This window comes from Endozoicomonas euniceicola (genome assembly GCF_025562755.1).
Lineage (GTDB): Bacteria > Pseudomonadota > Gammaproteobacteria > Pseudomonadales > Endozoicomonadaceae > Endozoicomonas_A > Endozoicomonas_A euniceicola.
In genome coordinates this window covers 1,908,817-1,926,700 of sequence record NZ_CP103300.1, presented here as the reverse complement: position 1 = coordinate 1,926,700, position 17,884 = coordinate 1,908,817, and the positions used below count along the sequence as shown (strand labels likewise).

4 protein-coding genes are annotated in these 17,884 nt (G+C 54.5%); all 4 read left to right on the top strand.

Going from position 1 to position 17,884, the window contains the following annotated elements; all coding sequences use genetic code 11:
• Window positions 1–90: 90 nt before the first annotated feature.
• Genes NX720_RS07280 through NX720_RS07265 form a run of 4 tightly spaced genes read left to right on the top strand, consistent with a single transcriptional unit; the run spans window position 91 to window position 17,878 of the window.
• A complete protein-coding gene (locus NX720_RS07280; RefSeq protein WP_262600376.1) occupies window positions 91–5,142 on the top strand; it encodes a DUF1601 domain-containing protein in 5,052 nt (1,683 codons plus the stop codon).
• Entirely contained in the window at window positions 5,139–10,031 is a 4,893-nt protein-coding gene (locus NX720_RS07275; RefSeq protein ID WP_262600374.1) for a DUF1601 domain-containing protein, read from the top strand. Before NX720_RS07280 ends, NX720_RS07275 begins: the two co-directional genes overlap by 4 nt.
• Window positions 10,009–14,061, top strand: a complete 4,053-nt coding sequence (locus NX720_RS07270) for a DUF1601 domain-containing protein (RefSeq protein ID WP_262600373.1) — start codon at window positions 10,009–10,011, stop codon at window positions 14,059–14,061. The genes NX720_RS07275 and NX720_RS07270 overlap by 23 nt, the downstream gene beginning before the upstream one ends.
• Window positions 14,039–17,878 carry a DUF1601 domain-containing protein gene (locus NX720_RS07265; protein WP_262600371.1) on the top strand — a complete coding sequence of 1,280 codons (3,840 nt, stop codon included), beginning with the start codon at window positions 14,039–14,041 and terminating at the stop codon, window positions 17,876–17,878. Before NX720_RS07270 ends, NX720_RS07265 begins: the two co-directional genes overlap by 23 nt.
• Window positions 17,879–17,884: the final 6 nt, after the last annotated feature.

Below are 17,884 nucleotides of genomic sequence, written 5' to 3'. Positions count from 1 at the left end.
TGAACCCATAGCCTTGGAGGTCGAGTCGCCCAAGGGTAATTTTTCAAAAAGTTCTGGCTGTCAGGCGCCTGTTGACTATCCTTCCATGCCATGAATTTCCCCTCCTCGGTGACCAATGCCCAGCATGGCTATCCAGGCCAAAAAGTTCTGGAGTATCTTGTTCAACTCCAGCAACAGAACGCCTGGCTTAAGCAGCCACTTGACTGGTCGCAAAAAGAACCAGAATCGTCACAGAAAGGGAACACTCCCACGCCAAACAGGCCTGAGTTTATTGAAGAGAGATTTACCAGCATGACCAGACTCTTTTTTTTTCTGGCTTTCCTTTTGCTGTTGCCATTATGCCACGGACATGATCCCTTGTTTGAACCTTACCTGCCTGTCTCGCAGGCTCTGGGTATTGGTAATTTCGACAAGCCTGAGGTCAGTTCCCTGGCTATTGTGACCTGGATGATGGCGGGTCATAGGGGGTCGGCTTCCGGGCAGGTCGATTGGCCATTTGCAGGCTATTTCGGGTTTGGAGATAGTCGCCTCACCGGTCAGAAGGCCCACCCTGAAATGGTGTCGGCCATGCCGACCCCTGAGGCCGGTTCGGTTGAAACCCTGCTCTGCCTTGAGCCTGCCACCCACACAATTAATCCACTGCCTTACAATTGTCGCTCCCTGCCAGCCGATGCCTGTGGCCTGGTTGTAAGCCATGACCCCGAAGTGGTTGACGGGGAGCCTGCTCCCCTGTTTTTCCCCTTTCCCTGTGACCTTCCTTTCACGAAGGCAGGCGCCAGCCTGTATCCATTGCCCTGCGACGATGAACTCTGTCTGGGCTGGGAGAGTCATTCGCAGAAAATCACCCTTGACTTCTTTCAGGCCAGAGTACCGGATAACTTCCTGAGGCTGGTTCGACGCGCCGGTGTGCTTCCCGGGTGGTTCTATCAAACCACTGATCAGCAGGGGCAGGTTATTTACTACTGGTATGATTCGCAGGGCAATCGCCACAGCATCAGCCAGCAAGAGTACCGGCTGATGCTGTCCGGGTTATTTGAAAGCTTGATGCGCCGATTCTACCCGGAGGTTTTCGACCCCCCGCTTCCGGCGGGCGGTGGCTGGCATATATGGCTCTATACGAGAAAGAGCAAGCCAGCAGGACGACAAGGCAGTGGCCGTGGGAGAGCAGATGGGAGAGCAGGAGGGAGAGGAAAGATACAACTGGCTGCCGGAGGAAGAGGGGGCAACCCAGACAGAAAAAGACCAGACAGTAAACCAGGTCAAAGGCCTGTCGCTTATGTCAAGCCTCAACCAAGAGCGGGAGCCACCGGGACAAGGAAGATGCCAGAGAAGGCTCCGGACACCAGGGCAGCTGAAACAATAGCGAGCCTGGTGAAGGAGTTTAAAACAGGCGATCTGGAAGCGGCAGCAAAAAGGTTTAAGAAAAAATACAACGGCAAAGATCATAACTACTTTTGCAACCGGATCAAGTTAGCCACCAAGAAGCGAGGTTTTTCCCTGACACTGGAAGAGAAAAAACAATTACAACCTTTTGTCACTCATTTAACAGAGGTTATTTTATCCAGTCAGTTTAGTGGCAAGCACGTCAGTACCTGTGTACACAGCTTGACGTCAAGCCAGTTGCTCTACCCATTCGTAAGCGATAGGGGTTTAGCAGGGGAGATTAACGCCTTAACTAAAGCTTTGCTGATTCGAGTGGCTCAAGTCAGGGACCTTGATAGTCAAGGGCTCTCCAGCCTGGTGTGGGCGCTGGCGAAACTGGTGGAGAAGGGGCTCGAAATACAACAGACCCACAGTGCGGTGACGGCACTGTTGCCGCAGGTGGTGGAGGTGGCGGAGCAGTCAAAGAAAAAGCACGAAAAAAACAGCTCAGAGGTGCAGGTAACAGAGCAGGCCAGCAGGGCGCAGTTGCCGCAGGCGGCAGAGGAAACGAGCCCCCGGGACAGGTTCAGCTCTCAAGGGGTCTCCAACGTGCTGTGGGCGCTGGGGAAACTAGTGGAGAAGGGACTCGAAATGCAACAGGTCAACAGTGCGGTGACGGCACTGTTGCCGCTGGTGGTGCAGATGGCAGAAGGAACGAGCCCCGAGGCCGGGTTCAGCTCTCAAGGGGTCTCCAACCTGCTGTGGGCGCTGGCGAAACTGGTGGAGAACGGACTCAGGATGCGACAGGCCAACAGTGCGGTGACGGCGCTTTTGCCACTGGTGGTGCAGGTGGTAGAGCAGAGCAGCAGGGAGGTAGTAGAGGAAATGAGCCCCGAGGCCGGGTTCAATTCTCAAGGGGTCACCAACCTGCTGTGGGCGCTGGCGAAACTGGTGGAGAACGGACTCGAAATGCAACAGGCTCACAAGGCGATGACGGCACTGTTGCCACAAGTGGTGGAGGTGGCAGAGAAAAAGAGCCCCGAGGCTGGGTTCAGTTCTCAAGCGGTCTCCAACCTGCTATGGGTGCTGGCGAAACTGGTGGAGAACGGACTCGAAATGCAACAGGCTCACAGGGCGGTGACGGCACTGTTGACGCAGGTGGTACAGATAGCAGAGGGAAGGAACCTCCGGGCCGGGTTCTGTTCTCAGGGGGTCGCCAACCTGCTGTGGGCGCTGGCGAAACTGATGGAGAACGGGCTCGGAATGCAGCAGGCTCACAGGGCGGTGACGGCACTATTGCCGCAGGTGGTACAGATAGCAGAGGGAAGGGACCTCCGGGCTGGGTTTAATCCTCAGGAAGTCGCCAACCTGCTGTGGGCGCTGGCGAAACTGATGGAGAACGGGCTCGAAATGCAGCAGGCTCACAGGGCGGTGACGGCACTGTTGCCGCAGGTGGTACAGGTGGCAGAAGGAGCGAGCCCCCAGGCCGGGTTTAATCCTCAGGAAGTCGCCAACCTGCTGTGGGCACTGGCGAAACTGATGGAGGACGGACTCAAAATGCAGCAGGCTCACAGGGCGGTGGCGGCACTGTTGCCACAGATGGTACAGATGGCAGAGGGAGCGAGCTCTCAGGCCGGGTTCACTTCTCAAGGGGTCTCCAACCTGCTGTGGGCGCTGGCGAAACTGGTGGAGAACGGACTCGAAATGCAGCAGGCCCAAAGGGCGGTGACGGCACTGTTGCCGCAGGTGGTACAGATGTCAGAGGGAACGAGCCTCCGAGCCGGGTTTGTTCCACAACACGTTGCCAGCCTGCTGTGGGCGCTGGCGAAACTGGTGGAGAACGGACTTGAGATGCAGCAGGCCCAAAGTGCGGTGACGGCGCTGTTGCCGCTGGTGGTGCAGATGGCAGAGGGAGCGAGCCTCCAAGCCGGGTTTAATCCTCAGACAGTCGCCAACCTGCTGTGGGCGCTGGCGAAACTGGTGGGGAGCGGGCTCGAAATGCAGCAGGCTCACAGGGCGGTGACGGCACTGTTGCCGCAGGTGGTACAGGTGGCAGAGGGAGCGAGCCCCCAGGCTGAGTTCAATTCTCAAGGGGTCACCAACCTGCTGTGGGCGCTGGCGAAACTGGTGGAGAACGGGCTCGGAATGCAGCAGGCTCACAGGGCGGTGACGGCACTGTTACCGCAGGTGGTACAGGTGGAAGAGGGAACGAGCTCTCAGGCCGGGTTCACTTCTCAAGGGGTCTCCAACCTGCTGTGGGCGCTGGCGAAACTGGTGGAGAACGGACTCGAAATGCAGCAGGCCCAAAGGGCGGTGACGGCACTGTTGCCGCAGGTGGTACAGATGTCAGAGGGAACGAGCCTCCGAGCCGGGTTTGTTCCACAACACGTTGCCAGCCTGCTGTGGGCGCTGGCGAAACTGGTGGAGAACGGACTTGAGATGCAGCAGGCCCAAAGTGCGGTGACGGCGCTGTTGCCGCTGGTGGTGCAGATGGCAGAGGGAGCGAGCCTCCAAGCCGGGTTTAATCCTCAGACAGTCGCCAACCTGCTGTGGGCGCTGGCGAAACTGGTGGGGAGCGGGCTCGAAATGCAGCAGGCTCACAGGGCGGTGACGGCACTGTTGCCGCAGGTGGTACAGGTGGCAGAGGGAGCGAGCCCCCAGGCTGAGTTCAGTTCTCAAGGAGTCGCCAACCTGCTGTGGGCGCTGGCGAAACTGGTGGAGAACGGACTCGGAATGCAGCAGGCCCACAGGGTGGTGACGGCACTGTTGCCGCAGGTGGTACAGATAGCAGAGGGAAGGAACCTCCGGGCCGAGTTTAATCCTCAGGAAGTCGCCAACCTGCTGTGGGTGCTGGCGAAACTGGTGGAGAACGGGCTCGAAATGCAGCAGGCTCACAGGGCGGTGACGGCACTGTTGCCGCAGGTGGTGCAGGTGGTAGAAGGAGCGAGCCCCCAGGCTGAGTTCAGTTCTCAAGGGGTCGCCAACCTGCTGTGGGCGCTGGCAAAACTGGTGGAGAACGGACTCGAAATTCAGCAGGCCAACAGGACGGTGACGGCACTGTTGTCACAGGTGGTACAGATGTCAGACGGAACGGGCCCCAAAGTCAAGTTTAACTCTCAGGATATAACCAGCATACTTTGGTCAATAGCTTTCCTGGGAGAATTTATTGAGCCTCAAACAATTGAGGGCGTATTAAATAGCTTCTCTTTTGATAAACAATATTCAGTATTATCACAAACTCAGCTGCTTTGGAGTTTTATGGTATTTATGGCCAGAAAGGTTTCAATTAATAACCAGTTAATATTGCTGGTGAAATCCTGGTATCAAACTTTGGCACAACAAAAAAATGATGAGCAATTGGAATCACTGTTAACAATAGCTGGGATATGGCTTGAGCAAGAACCATTTTTTAATCCGAAATACGAAACTCGTCCCTCCCAATTGCAGAATGACTTTAAAACCAAATTGACTAATAAATTTCCCAATATAGAGTTCTCAGAGGAACAGGCTTTTGAAAATTTACCTCCGCTTGATTTTTTTATAGGTAATCCCTATCGATTAGGTATTGAAATTCAGGGGCCACATCATTTTACGGACCAGGAGTCATTATCAAAAACAGGAAAGACGATCCTGAAGGTTGAGACATACAAAAAGGTAGGCCTCGATGTCATAGAAGTGCCTTACAGGCATCTGGATAGAGATAATTTAAGTTGGGTTTGGGCTATTCTGTTGAAAAAACAGAGTGTTCAGGCGCCTGTTGACTATCCTTCCATGCCATGAATTTCCCCTCCTCGGTGACCAATGCCCAGCATGGCTATCCAGGCCAAAAAGTTCTGGAGTATCTTGTTCAACTCCAGCAACAGAACGCCTGGCTTAAGCAGCCACTTGACTGGTCGCAAAAAGAACCAGAATCGTCACAGAAAGGGAACACTCCCACGCCAAACAGGCCTGAGTTTATTGAAGAGAGATTTACCAGCATGACCAGACTCTTTTTTTTTCTGGCTTTCCTTTTGCTGTTGCCATTATGCCACGGACATGATCCCTTGTTTGAACCTTACCTGCCTGTCTCGCAGGCTCTGGGTATTGGTAATTTCGACAAGCCTGAGGTCAGTTCCCTGGCTATTGTGACCTGGATGATGGCGGGTCATAGCGGGTCGGCTTCCGGGCAGGTCGATTGGCCATTTGCAGGCTATTTCGGGTTTGGAGATAGTCGCCTCACCGGTCAGAAGGCCCACCCTGAAATGGTGTCGGCCATGCCGACCCCTGAGGCCGGTTCGGTTGAAACCCTGCTCTGCCTTGAGCCTGCCACCCACACAATTAATCCACTGCCTTACAATTGTCGCTCCCTGCCAGCCGATGCCTGTGGCCTGGTTGCAAGCCATGACCCTGAAGTGGTTGACGGGGAGCCAGCTCCCCTGTTTTTCCCCGTTCCCTGTGACCTTCCTTTCACGAAGGCAGGCGCCAGCCTGTATCCATTGCCCTGTGACGATGAACTCTGTCTGGGTTGGGAGAGTCATTCGCAGAAAATCACCCTTGACTTCTCTCAGGCCAGAGTACCGGATAACTTCCTGAGGCTGGTTCGACGCGCCGGTGTGCTTCCCGGGTGGTTCTATCAAACCACTGATCAGCAGGGGCAGGTTATTTACTACTGGTATGATTCTCAGGGCAATCGCTACAGCATCAGCCAGCAAGAGTACTGGCTGATGCTGTCCCGGTTATTTGAAAGCCTGATGCACCGATTCTACCCGGAGGTTTTCGACCCCCCGCTTCCGGCGGGCGGTGGCTGGCATATATGGCTCTATACGAGAAAGAGCAAGCCAGCAGGACGACAAGGCAGTGGCCGTGGGAGAGTAGGAGGGAGAGGAAAGATACAACTGGCTGCCGGAGGAAGAGGGGGCAACCCAGACAGAAAAAGACCAGACAGTAAACCAGGTCAAAGGCCTGTCGCTTATGTCAAGCCTCAACCAAGAGCGGGAGCCACCGGGACAAGGAAGATGCCAGAGAAGGCTCCGGACACCAGGGCAGCTGAAACAATAGCGAGCCTGGTGAAGGAGTTTAAAACAGGCGATCTGGAAGCGGCAGCAAAAAGGTTTAAGAAAAAATACAACGGTAGAGATCATAGCTACTTTTGCCACCGGATCAAGTTAGCCACCAGAAAACGAGGTTTTTCCCTGACACTGGAAGAGAAAAAACAATTACAACCTTTTGTCACTCATTTAACAGAGGTTATTTTATCCAGTCAGTTTAGTGGCAAGCACGTCAGTACCTGTGTACACAGCTTGACGTCAAGCCAGTTGCTCTACCCATTCGTAAGCGATAGGGGTTTAGCAGGGGAGATTAACGCCTTAACTAAAGCTTTGCTGATTCGAGTGGCTCAAGTCAGGGACCTTGATAGTCAAGGGCTCTCCAGCCTGGTGTGGGCGCTGGCGAAACTGGTGGAGAAGGGGCTCGAAATACAACAGACCCACAGTGCGATGACGGCACTGTTGCCGCAGGTGGTGGAGGTGGCGGAGCAGTCAAAGAAAAAGCACGAAAAAAACAGCTCAGAGGTGCAGGTAACAGAGCAGGCCAGCAGGGCGCAGTTGCCGCAGGCGGCAGAGGAAACGAGCCCCCGGGACAGGTTCAGCTCTCAAGGGGTCTCCAACGTGCTGTGGGCGCTGGGGAAACTAGTGGAGAAGGGACTCGAAATGCAACAGGTCAACAGTGCGGTGACGGCACTGTTGCCGCTGGTGGTGCAGATGGCAGAAGGAACGAGCCCCGAGGCCGGGTTCAGCTCTCAAGGGGTCTCCAACCTGCTGTGGGCGCTGGCGAAACTGGTGGAGAACGGACTCAGGATGCGACAGGCCAACAGTGCGGTGACGGCGCTTTTGCCACTGGTGGTGCAGGTGGTAGAGCAGAGCAGCAGGGAGGTAGTAGAGGAAATGAGCCCCGAGGCCGGGTTCAATTCTCAAGGGGTCACCAACCTGCTGTGGGCGCTGGCGAAACTGGTGGAGAACGGACTCGAAATGCAACAGGCTCACAAGGCGATGACGGCACTGTTGCCACAAGTGGTGGAGGTGGCAGAGAAAAAGAGCCCCGAGGCTGGGTTCAGTTCTCAAGCGGTCTCCAACCTGCTATGGGTGCTGGCGAAACTGGTGGAGAACGGACTCGAAATGCAGCGGGTCAACAGGGCGGTGACGGCGCTGTTGTCGCGGGTGGCACAGATAGCAGAGGGAACGAGCTCTCATGCCGGGTTCACTTCTCAAGGGATCTCCAACCTGCTGTGGGCGCTGGCGAAACTGATGGAGAACGGGCTCGGAATGCAGCAGGCTCACAGGGCGGTGACGGCACTATTGCCGCAGGTGGTACAGATAGCAGAGGGAAGGAACCTCCGGGCTGGGTTTAATCCTCAGGAAGTCGCCAACCTGCTGTGGGCGCTGGCGAAACTGATGGAGAACGGGCTCGAAATGCAGCAGGCTCACAGGGCGGTGACGGCACTGTTGCCGCAGGTGGTACAGGTGGCAGAAGGAGCGAGCCCCCAGGCCGGGTTTAATCCTCAGGAAGTCGCCAACCTGCTGTGGGCACTGGCGAAACTGATGGAGGACGGACTCAAAATGCAGCAGGCTCACAGGGCGGTGGCGGCACTGTTGCCGCAGATGGTAAAGGTGGCAGAGGGAACGAGCTCTCAGGCCGGGTTCACTTCTCAAGGGGTCTCCAACCTGCTGTGGGCGCTGGCGAAACTGGTGGAGAACGGACTCGAAATGCAGCAGATTCACAGGGCGGTGACGGCACTGTTGCCGCAGGTGGTACTGATGTCAGAGGGAACGAGCCTCCGGACCGGGTTTGTTCCACAACACGTTGCCAGCCTGCTGTGGGCGCTGGCGAAACTGGTGGAGAACGGACTTGAGATGCAGCAGGCCCAAAGTGCGGTGACGGCGCTGTTGCCGCTGGTGGTGCAGATGGCAGAGGGAGCGAGCCTCCAAGCCGGGTTTAATCCTCAGACAGTCGCCAACCTGCTGTGGGCGCTGGCGAAACTGGTGGGGAACGGGCTCGAAATGCAGCAGGCTCACAGGGCGGTGACGGCACTGTTGCCGCAGGTGGTACAGGTGGCAGAGGGAGCGAGCCCCCAGGCTGAGTTCAGTTCTCAAGGGGTCGCCAACCTGCTGTGGGCGCTGGCAAAACTGGTGGAGAACGGACTCGGAATGCAGCAGGCTCACAGGGCGGTGACGGCACTGTTACCGCAGGTGGTACAGGTGGCAGAGGGAACGAGCTCTCAGGCCGGGTTCACTTCTCAAGGGGTCTCCAACCTGCTGTGGGCGCTGGCGAAACTGGTGGAGAACGGACTCGAAATGCAACAGGCTCACAAGGCGATGAAGGCACTGTTGTCGCGGGTGGCACAGATAGCAGAGGGAACGAGCTCTCATGCCGGGTTCACTTCTCAAGGGATCTCCAACCTGCTGTGGGCGCTGGCGAAACTGATGGAGAACGGGCTCGGAATGCAGCAGGCCCACAGGGCGGTGACGGCACTGTTGACGCAGGTGGTACAGATAGCAGAGGGAAAAAGCCTCCGGGCCGGGTTTAATCCTCAGGAAGTCGCCAACCTGCTGTGGGCGCTGGCGAAACTGATGGAGAACGGGCTCGAAATGCAGCAGGCTCACAGGGCGGTGACGGCACTGTTGCCGCAGGTGGTACAGGTGGCAGAAGGAGCGAGCCCCCAGGCCGAGTTTAATCCACAGGACGTCGCCAACCTGCTGTGGGCACTGGCGAAACTGATGGAGGATGGACTCAAAATGCAGCAGGCTCACAGGGCGGTGGCGGCACTGTTGCCGCAGGTGGTACAGATGGCACAGGGAACGAGCTCTCAGGCCGGGTTCACTTCTCAAGGGGTCTCCAACCTGCTGTGGGCGCTGGCGAAACTGGTGGAGAATGGACTCGAAATGCAGCAGATTCACAGGGTGGTGACGGCATTGTTGCCGCAGGTGGTACAGATGGCAGAGGGAACGAGCCCTCAGGCCGGGTTTAATGCTCAGGAAGTCGCTAACCTGCTGTGGTCAATAGCTTTTTTGGGAGAATTTATTGAGCCTCAAACAATTGAGGGCGTATTAAATAGCTTCTCTTTTGATAAACAATATTTAGTATTACAACAAGCTCAGCTGCTTTGGAGTTTTATGGTATTTATGGCCAGAAAGGTTTCAATTAATAACCAGTTAATATTGCTGGTGAAATCCTGGTATCAAACTTTGGCACAACAAAAAAATTATGAGCAATTGGAACCACTGTTAACAACAGCCGGGATATGGCTTGAGCAAGAACCATTTTTTAATCCGAAATACGAAACTCGTCCCTCCCAATTGCAGAATGACTTTAAAACCAAATTGACTAATAAATTTCCCAATATAGAGTTCTCAGAGGAACAGGCTTTTGAAAATTTACCTCCGCTTGATTTTTTTATAGGTAATCCCTATCGATTAGGTATTGAAATTCAGGGGCCACATCATTTTACGGACCAGGAGTCATTATCAAAAACAGGAAAGACGATCCTGAAGGTTGAGACATACAAAAAGGTAGGCCTCGATGTCATAGAAGTGCCTTACAGGCATCTGGATAGAGATAATTTAAGTTGGGTTTGGGCTATTCTGTTGAAAAAACAGAGTGTTCAGGCGCCTGTTGACTATCCTTCCATGCCATGAATTTCCCCTCCTCGGTGACCAATGCCCAGCTGGCTATCCAGGCCAAAAAGTTCTGGAGTATCTTGCTCAACTCCAGCAACGGAACGTCTGGCTTAAGCAGCCACTTGACTGGTCGCAAAAAGAACCAGAATCGTCACAGAAAGGGAACACTCCCTCGCCAAGCAGCCCTGAGTTTATTGAAGAGAGATTTACCAGCATGACCAGGCTCTTTTTTTTTCTGGCTTTCCTTTTGCTGTTGCCATTATGTCACGGACATGATCCCTTGTTCGAACCTTACCTGCCTGTCCCGCAGGCTCTGGGTATTGGTAATTTCGACAAACCTGAGGTCAGTTCCCTGGCTATTATGACCTGGATGATGGCGGGTCATAGGGGGTCTGCTTCCGGGCAGGTCGATTGGCCGTTTGCAGGCTATTTCGGGTTTGGAGATAGTCGCTTCACCGGTCAGAAGGCCCACCCTGAAATGGTGTCGGCCATGCCGACCCCTGAGGCCGGTTCGGTTGAAACCCTGCTCTGCCTTGAGCCTGCCACCCACACAATTAATCCACTGCCTTACAATTGTCGCTCCCTGCCAGCCGATGCCTGTGGCCTGGTTGCAAGCCATGACCCTGAAGTGGTTGACGGGGAGCCAGCTCCCCTGTTTTTCCCCGTTCCCTGTGACCTTCCTTTCACGAAGGCAGGCGCCAGCCTGTATCCATTGCCCTGTGACGATGAACTCTGTCTGGGCTGGGAGAGTCATTCGCAGAAAATCACCCTTGACTTCTCTCAGGCCAGAGTACCGGATAATTTCCTGAGGCTGGTTCGACGCGCCGGTGTGCTTCCCGGGTGGTTCTATCAAACCACTGATCAGCAGGGGCAGGTTATTTACTACTGGTATGATTCTCAGGGCAATCGCTACAGCGTCAGCCAGCAAGAGTACTGGCTGATGCTGTCCGGGTTATTTGAAAGCTTGATGCGCCGATTCTACCCGGAGGTTTTCGACCCCCCGTTTCCGGCGGGCGGTGGCTGGCATATATGGCTCTATACGAGAAAGAGCAAGCCAGCAGGACGACAAGGCAGTGGCCGTGGGAGAGCAGGCAGGAGAGGAAAGATACAACTGGCTGCCGGAGGAAGAGGGGGCAACCCAGACAGAAAAAGATCAGGCAGTAAACCAGGTCAAAGGCCTGTCGCTTATGTCAAGCCTCAACCAAGAGCGGGAGCCACCGGGACAAGGAAGATGCCAGAGAAGGCTCCGGACACCAAGGCAGCTGAAACAATAGCGAGCCTGGTGAAGGAGTTTAAAACAGGCGATCTGGAAGCGGCAGCAAAAAGGTTTAAGAAAAAATACAACGGTAAAGATCATAGCTACTTTTGCAACCGGATCAAGTTAGCCACCAAGAAGCGAGGTTTTTCCCTGACACTGGAAGAGAAAAAACAATTACAACCTTTTGTCACTCATTTAGCAGAGGTTATTTCTTCCAGTCGGTTTAGTGGCAAGCACGTCAGCATCTGTGTACACAGCTTGACGTCAAGCCAGTTGCTCTACCCATTCGTAAGCGATAGGGGTTTAGCAGGGGAGATTGACACCTTAACTAAAGCTTTGCTGATTCGAGTGGCTCAAGTCAGGGACCTTGATAGTCAAGGGCTCTCCAGCCTGGTGTGGGCGCTGGCGAAACTGGTGGAGAAGGGGCTCGAAATACAACAGACCCACAGTGCGGTGACGGCACTGTTGCCGCAGGTGGTGGAGGTGGCGGAGCAGTCAAAGAAAAAGCACGAAAAAAACAGCTCAGAGGTGCAGGTAACAGAGCAGGCCAGCAGGGCGCAGTTGCCGCAGGCGGCAGAGGAAACGAGCCCACGGGACAGGTTCAGCTCTCAAGGGGTCTCCAACGTGCTGTGGGCGCTGGGGAAACTAGTGGAGAAGGGACTCGAAATGCAACAGGTCAACAGTGCGGTGACGGAACTGTTGCCGCTGGTGGTGCAGATGGCAGAAGGAACGAGCCCCGAGGCCGGGTTCAGCTCTCAAGGGGTCTCCAACCTGCTGTGGGCGCTGGCGAAACTGGTGGAGAGCGGACTCAGGATGCGACAGGCCAGCAGTGCGGTGACGGCGCTTTTGCCAATGGTGGTGCAGGTGGTAGAGCAGAGCAGCAGGGAGGTAGTAGAGGAAATGAGCCCCGAGGCCGGGTTCAATTCTCAAGGGGTCACCAACCTGCTGTGGGCGCTGGCGAAACTGGTGGAGAACGGACTCGAAATGCAACAGGTCAACAGTGCGGTGACGGAACTGTTGCCGCTGGTGGTGCAGATGGCAGAAGGAACGAGCCCCGAGGCCGGGTTCAGCTCTCAAGGGGTCTCCAACGTGGTGTGGGCGCTGGGGAAACTGGTGGAGAACGGACTCAGGATGCGACAGGCCAACAGTGCGGTGACGGCGCTTTTGCCACTGGTGGTGCAGGTGGTAGAGCAGAGCAGCAGGGAGGTAGTAGAGGAAATGAGCCCCGAGGCCGGGTTCAATTCTCAAGGGGTCACCAACCTGCTGTGGGCGCTGGCGAAACTGGTGGAGAACGGACTCGAAATGCAACAGGCTCACAAGGCGATGACGGCACTGTTGCTACAAGTGGTGGAGGTGGTAGAGAAAAAGAGCCCCGAGGCCGGGTTTAATCCTCAGGAAGTCGCCAACCTGCTGTGGGCGCTGGCGAAATTTGTGGAGAACGGACTCGAAATGCAGCAGATTCACAGGGCGGTGACGGCACTGTTGCCGCAGGTGGTACTGATGTCAGAGGGAACGAGCCTCCGGACCGGGTTTGTTCCACAACACGTTGCCAGCCTGCTGTGGGCGCTGGCGAAACTGGTGGAGAACGGACTTGAGATGCAGCAGGCCCAAAGTGCGGTGACGGCGCTGTTGCCGCTGGTGGTGCAGATGGCAGAGGGAGCGAGCCTCCAAGCCGGGTTTAATCCTCAGACAGTCGCCAACCTGCTGTGGGCGCTGGCGAAACTGGTGGGGAACGGGCTCGAAATGCAGCAGGCTCACAGGGCGGTGACGGCACTGTTGCCGCAGGTGGTACAGGTGGCAGAGGGAGCGAGCCCCCAGGCTGAGTTCAGTTCTCAAGGGGTCGCCAACCTGCTGTGGGCGCTGGCGAAACTGATGGAGAACGGGCTCGAAATGCAGCAGGCTCGCAGGGCGGTGGCGGCACTGTTGCCGCAGGTGGTACAGATGGCACAGGGAACGAGCTCTCAGGCCGGGTTCACTTCTCAAGGGGTCTCCAACCTGCTGTGGGCGCTGGCGAAACTGGTGGAGAATGGACTCGAAATGCAGCAGATTCACAGGGTGGTGACGGCATTGTTGCCGCAGGTGGTACAGATGGCAGAGGGAACGAGCCCTCAGGCCGGGTTTAATGCTCAGGAAGTCGCTAACCTGCTGTGGTCAATAGCTTTTTTGGGAGAATTTATTGAGCCTCAAACAATTGAGGGCGTATTAAATAGCTTCTCTTTTGATAAACAATATTTAGTATTACAACAAGCTCAGCTGCTTTGGAGTTTTATGGTATTTATGGCCAGAAAGGTTTCAATTAATAACCAGTTAATATTGCTGGTGAAATCCTGGTATCAAACTTTGGCACAACAAAAAAATTATGAGCAATTGGAACCACTGTTAACAACAGCCGGGATATGGCTTGAGCAAGAACCATTTTTTAATCCGAAATACGAAACTCGTCCCTCCCAATTGCAGAATGACTTTAAAACCAAATTGACTAATAAATTTCCCAATATAGAGTTCTCAGAGGAACAGGCTTTTGAAAATTTACCTCCGCTTGATTTTTTTATAGGTAATCCCTATCGATTAGGTATTGAAATTCAGGGGCCACATCATTTTACGGACCAGGAGTCATTATCAAAAACAGGAAAGACGATCCTGAAGGTTGAGACATACAAAAAGGTAGGCCTCGATGTCATAGAAGTGCCTTACAGGCATCTGGATAGAGATAATTTAAGTTGGGTTTGGGCTATTCTGTTGAAAAAACAGAGTGTTCAGGCGCCTGTTGACTATCCTTCCATGCCATGAATTTCCCCTCCTCGGTGACCAATGCCCAGCTGGCTATCCAGGCCAAAAAGTTCTGGAGTATCTTGCTCAACTCCAGCAACGGAACGTCTGGCTTAAGCAGCCACTTGACTGGTCGCAAAAAGAACCAGAATCGTCACAGAAAGGGAACACTCCCTCGCCAAGCAGCCCTGAGTTTATTGAAGAGAGATTTACCAGCATGACCAGGCTCTTTTTTTTTCTGGCTTTCCTTTTGCTGTTGCCATTATGTCACGGACATGATCCCTTGTTCGAACCTTACCTGCCTGTCCCGCAGGCTCTGGGTATTGGTAATTTCGACAAACCTGAGGTCAGTTCTCTGGCTATTATGACCTGGATGATGGCGGGTCATAGGGGGTCTGCTTCCGGGCAGGTCGATTGGCCGTTTGCAGGCTATTTCGGGTTTGGAGATAGTCGCTTCACCGGTCAGAAGGCCCACCCTGAAATGGTGTCGGCCATGCCGACCCCTGAGGCCGGTTCGGTTGAAACCCTGCTCTGCCTTGAGCCTGCCACCCACACAATTAATCCACTGCCTTACAATTGTCGCTCCCTGCCAGCCGATGCCTGTGGCCTGGTTGCAAGCCATGACCCTGAAGTGGTTGACGGGGAGCCAGCTCCCCTGTTTTTCCCCGTTCCCTGTGACCTTCCTTTCACGAAGGCAGGCGCCAGCCTGTATCCATTGCCCTGTGACGATGAACTCTGTCTGGGCTGGGAGAGTCATTCGCAGAAAATCACCCTTGACTTCTCTCAGGCCAGAGTACCGGATAATTTCCTGAGGCTGGTTCGACGCGCCGGTGTGCTTCCCGGGTGGTTCTATCAAACCACTGATCAGCAGGGGCAGGTTATTTACTACTGGTATGATTCTCAGGGCAATCGCTACAGCATCAGCCAGCAAGAGTACTGGCTGATGCTGTCCGGGTTATTTGAAAGCCTGATGCACCGATTCTACCCGGAGGTTTTCGACCCCCCGCTTCCGGCGGGCGGTGGCTGGCATATATGGCTCTATACGAGAAAGAGCAAGTCAGCAGGACGACAAGGCAGTGGCCGTGGGGGAGCAGATGGGAGAGCAGGAGGGAGAGGAAAGATACAACTGGCTGCCGGAGGAAGAGGGGGCAACCCAGACAGAAAAAGACCAGACAGTAAACCAGGTCAAAGGCCTATCGCTTATGTCAAGCCTCAACCAAGAGCGGGAGCCACCGGGACAAGGAAGATGCCAGAGAAGGCTCCGGACACCAGGGCAGCTGAAACAATAGCGAGCCTGGTGAAGGAGTTTAAAACAGGCGATCTGGAAGCGGCAGCAAAAAGGTTTAAGAAAAAATACAACGGTAAAGATCATAGCTACTTTTGCAACCGGATCAAGTTAGCCACCAAGGAGCGAGGTTTTTCCCTGACACTGGAAGAGAAAAAACAATTACAACCTTTTGTCACTCATTTAGCAGAGGTTATTTCTTCCAGTCGGTTTAGTGGCAAGCACGTCAGCATCTGTGTACACAGCTTGACGTCAAGCCAGTTGCTCTACCCATTCGTAAGCGATAGGGGTTTAGCAAGGGAGATTAACGCCTTAACTAAAGCCTTGCTGATTCGAGTGGCTCAAGTCAGGGACCTTGATAGTCAAGGGGTCTCCAACCTGCTTCGGGCGCTGGCGAAGCTGGTGGAGAACGGACTCGAAATGCAACAGGCCAACAGGGCGGTGAGGGCATTGTTACCGCAGGTGGTGCAGGTAGCAGAAAAGCAGGCCAGCAGGGCGCAGTTGTCGCAGACGGCAAAGGAAACGAGCCCACGGGACAGGTTCAGTTCTCAAGGGGTCTCCAACCTGATGTGGGCGCTGGCGAAACTGGTGGAGAACGGACTCGAGATGCCGCAGGCCAAAAGTGCGGTGACGGCGCTGTTGCCGCTGGTGGTGCAGATGGCAGAAGGAACGAGCCCCGAGGCCGGGTTCAGCTCTCAAGGGGTCTCCAACGTGCTGTGGGCGCTGGGGAAACTGGTGGAGAACGGACTCAGGATGCGACAGGCCAACAGTGCGGTGACGGCGCTTTTGCCACTGGTGGTGCAGGTGGTAGAGCAGAGCAGCAGGGAGGTAGTAGAGGAAACGAGCCCCGAGGCCGGGTTCAATTCTCAAGGGGTCACCAACCTGCTGTGGGCGCTGGCGAAACTGGTGGAGAACGGACTCGAAATGCAACAGGCTCACAAGGCGATGACGGCACTGTTGCCACAAGTGGTGGAGGTGGCAGAGAAAAAGAGCCCCGAGGCCAGGTTCAGTTCTCAAGCGGTCTCCAACCTGCTATGGGTGCTGGCGAAACTGGTGGAGAACGGACTCGAAATGCAGCAGGCTCACAGGGCGGTGACGGCACTGTTGACGCAGGTGGTACAGATAGCAGAGAGAAGGAACCTCCGGGCCGGGTTCTGTTCTCAGGGGGTCGCCAACCTGCTGTGGGCGCTGGCGAAACTGATGGAGAACGGACTCGAAATGCCGCAGACCAACAGGGCGGTGACGGCACTGTTGACGCAGGTGGTACAGATGTCAGATGGAACGAGCCTCCGGGCCGGGTTCCGTTCTCAGGGGATCTCCAACCTGCTGTGGGCGCTGGCGAAACTGATGGAGAACGGGCTCGGAATGCAGCAGGCTCACAGGGCGGTGACGGCACTGTTGCCGCAGGTGGTACAGATAGCAGAGGGAAGGAACCTCCGGGCTGGGTTTAATCCTCAGGAAGTCGCCAACCTGCTGTGGGCGCTGGCGAAACTGATGGAGAACGGGCTCGAAATGCAGCAGGCTCACAGGGCGGTGACGGCACTGTTGCCGCAGGTGGTACAGGTGGCAGAAGGAGCGAGCCCCCAAGCCGAGTTTAATCCTCAGGAAGTCGCCAACCTGCTGTGGGCACTGGCGAAACTGATGGAGGACGGACTCAAAATGCAGCAGGCTCACAGGGCGGTGGCGGCACTGTTGCCGCAGATAGTACAGATGGCAGAGGGAACGAGCTCTCAGGCCGGGTTCACTTCTCAAGGGGTCTCCAACCTGCTGTGGGCGCTGGCGAAACTGGTGGAGAACGGACTCGAAATGCAGCAGATTCACAGGGCGGTGTCGGCATTGTTGTCGCAGGTGGTACAGATGGCAGAGGGAACGAGCCCTCAGGCCGGGTTTAATCCTCAGGAAGTCGCTAACCTGCTGTGGTCAATAGCTTTTTTGGGAGAATTTATTGAGCCTCAAACAATTGAGGGCGTATTAAATAGCTTCTCTTTTGATAAACAATATTCAGTATTATCACAAACTCAGCTGCTTTGGAGTTTTATGGTATTTATGGCCAGAAAGGTTTCAATTTATAACCAGTTAATATTGCTGGTGAAATCCTGGTATCAAACTTTGGCACAACAAAAAAATGATGAGCAATTGGAACCACTGTTAACAATAGCCGGGATATGGCTTGAGCAAGAACCATTTTTTAATCCGAAATACGAAACTCGTCCCTCCCAATTGCAGAATGACTTTAAAACCAAATTGACTAATAAATTTCCCAATATAGAGTTCTCAGAGGAACAGTCTTTTGAAAATTTACCTCCGCTTGATTTTTTTATAGGTAATCCCTATCGATTAGGTATTGAAATTCAGGGACCACATCATTTTACGGATCAGGAGTCATTATCAAAAACAGGAAAGACGATCCTGAAGGTTGAGACATACAAAAAGGTAGGCCTCGATGTCATAGAAGTGCCTTACAGGCATCTGAATAGAGATAATTTAAGTTGGGTTTGGGCTATTTTGTTGAAAAAACAGAGTGTGATTCAGCAACCTCGATCATCTCAGTAAATATTC

Coding starts and splice junctions, on each gene's coding strand:
- NX720_RS07280 (WP_262600376.1), top strand. CDS start 91: ATGAATTTCCCCTCCTCGGTGACCAATGCCCAGCATGGCTATCCAGGC.
- NX720_RS07275 (WP_262600374.1), top strand. CDS start 5,139: ATGAATTTCCCCTCCTCGGTGACCAATGCCCAGCATGGCTATCCAGGC.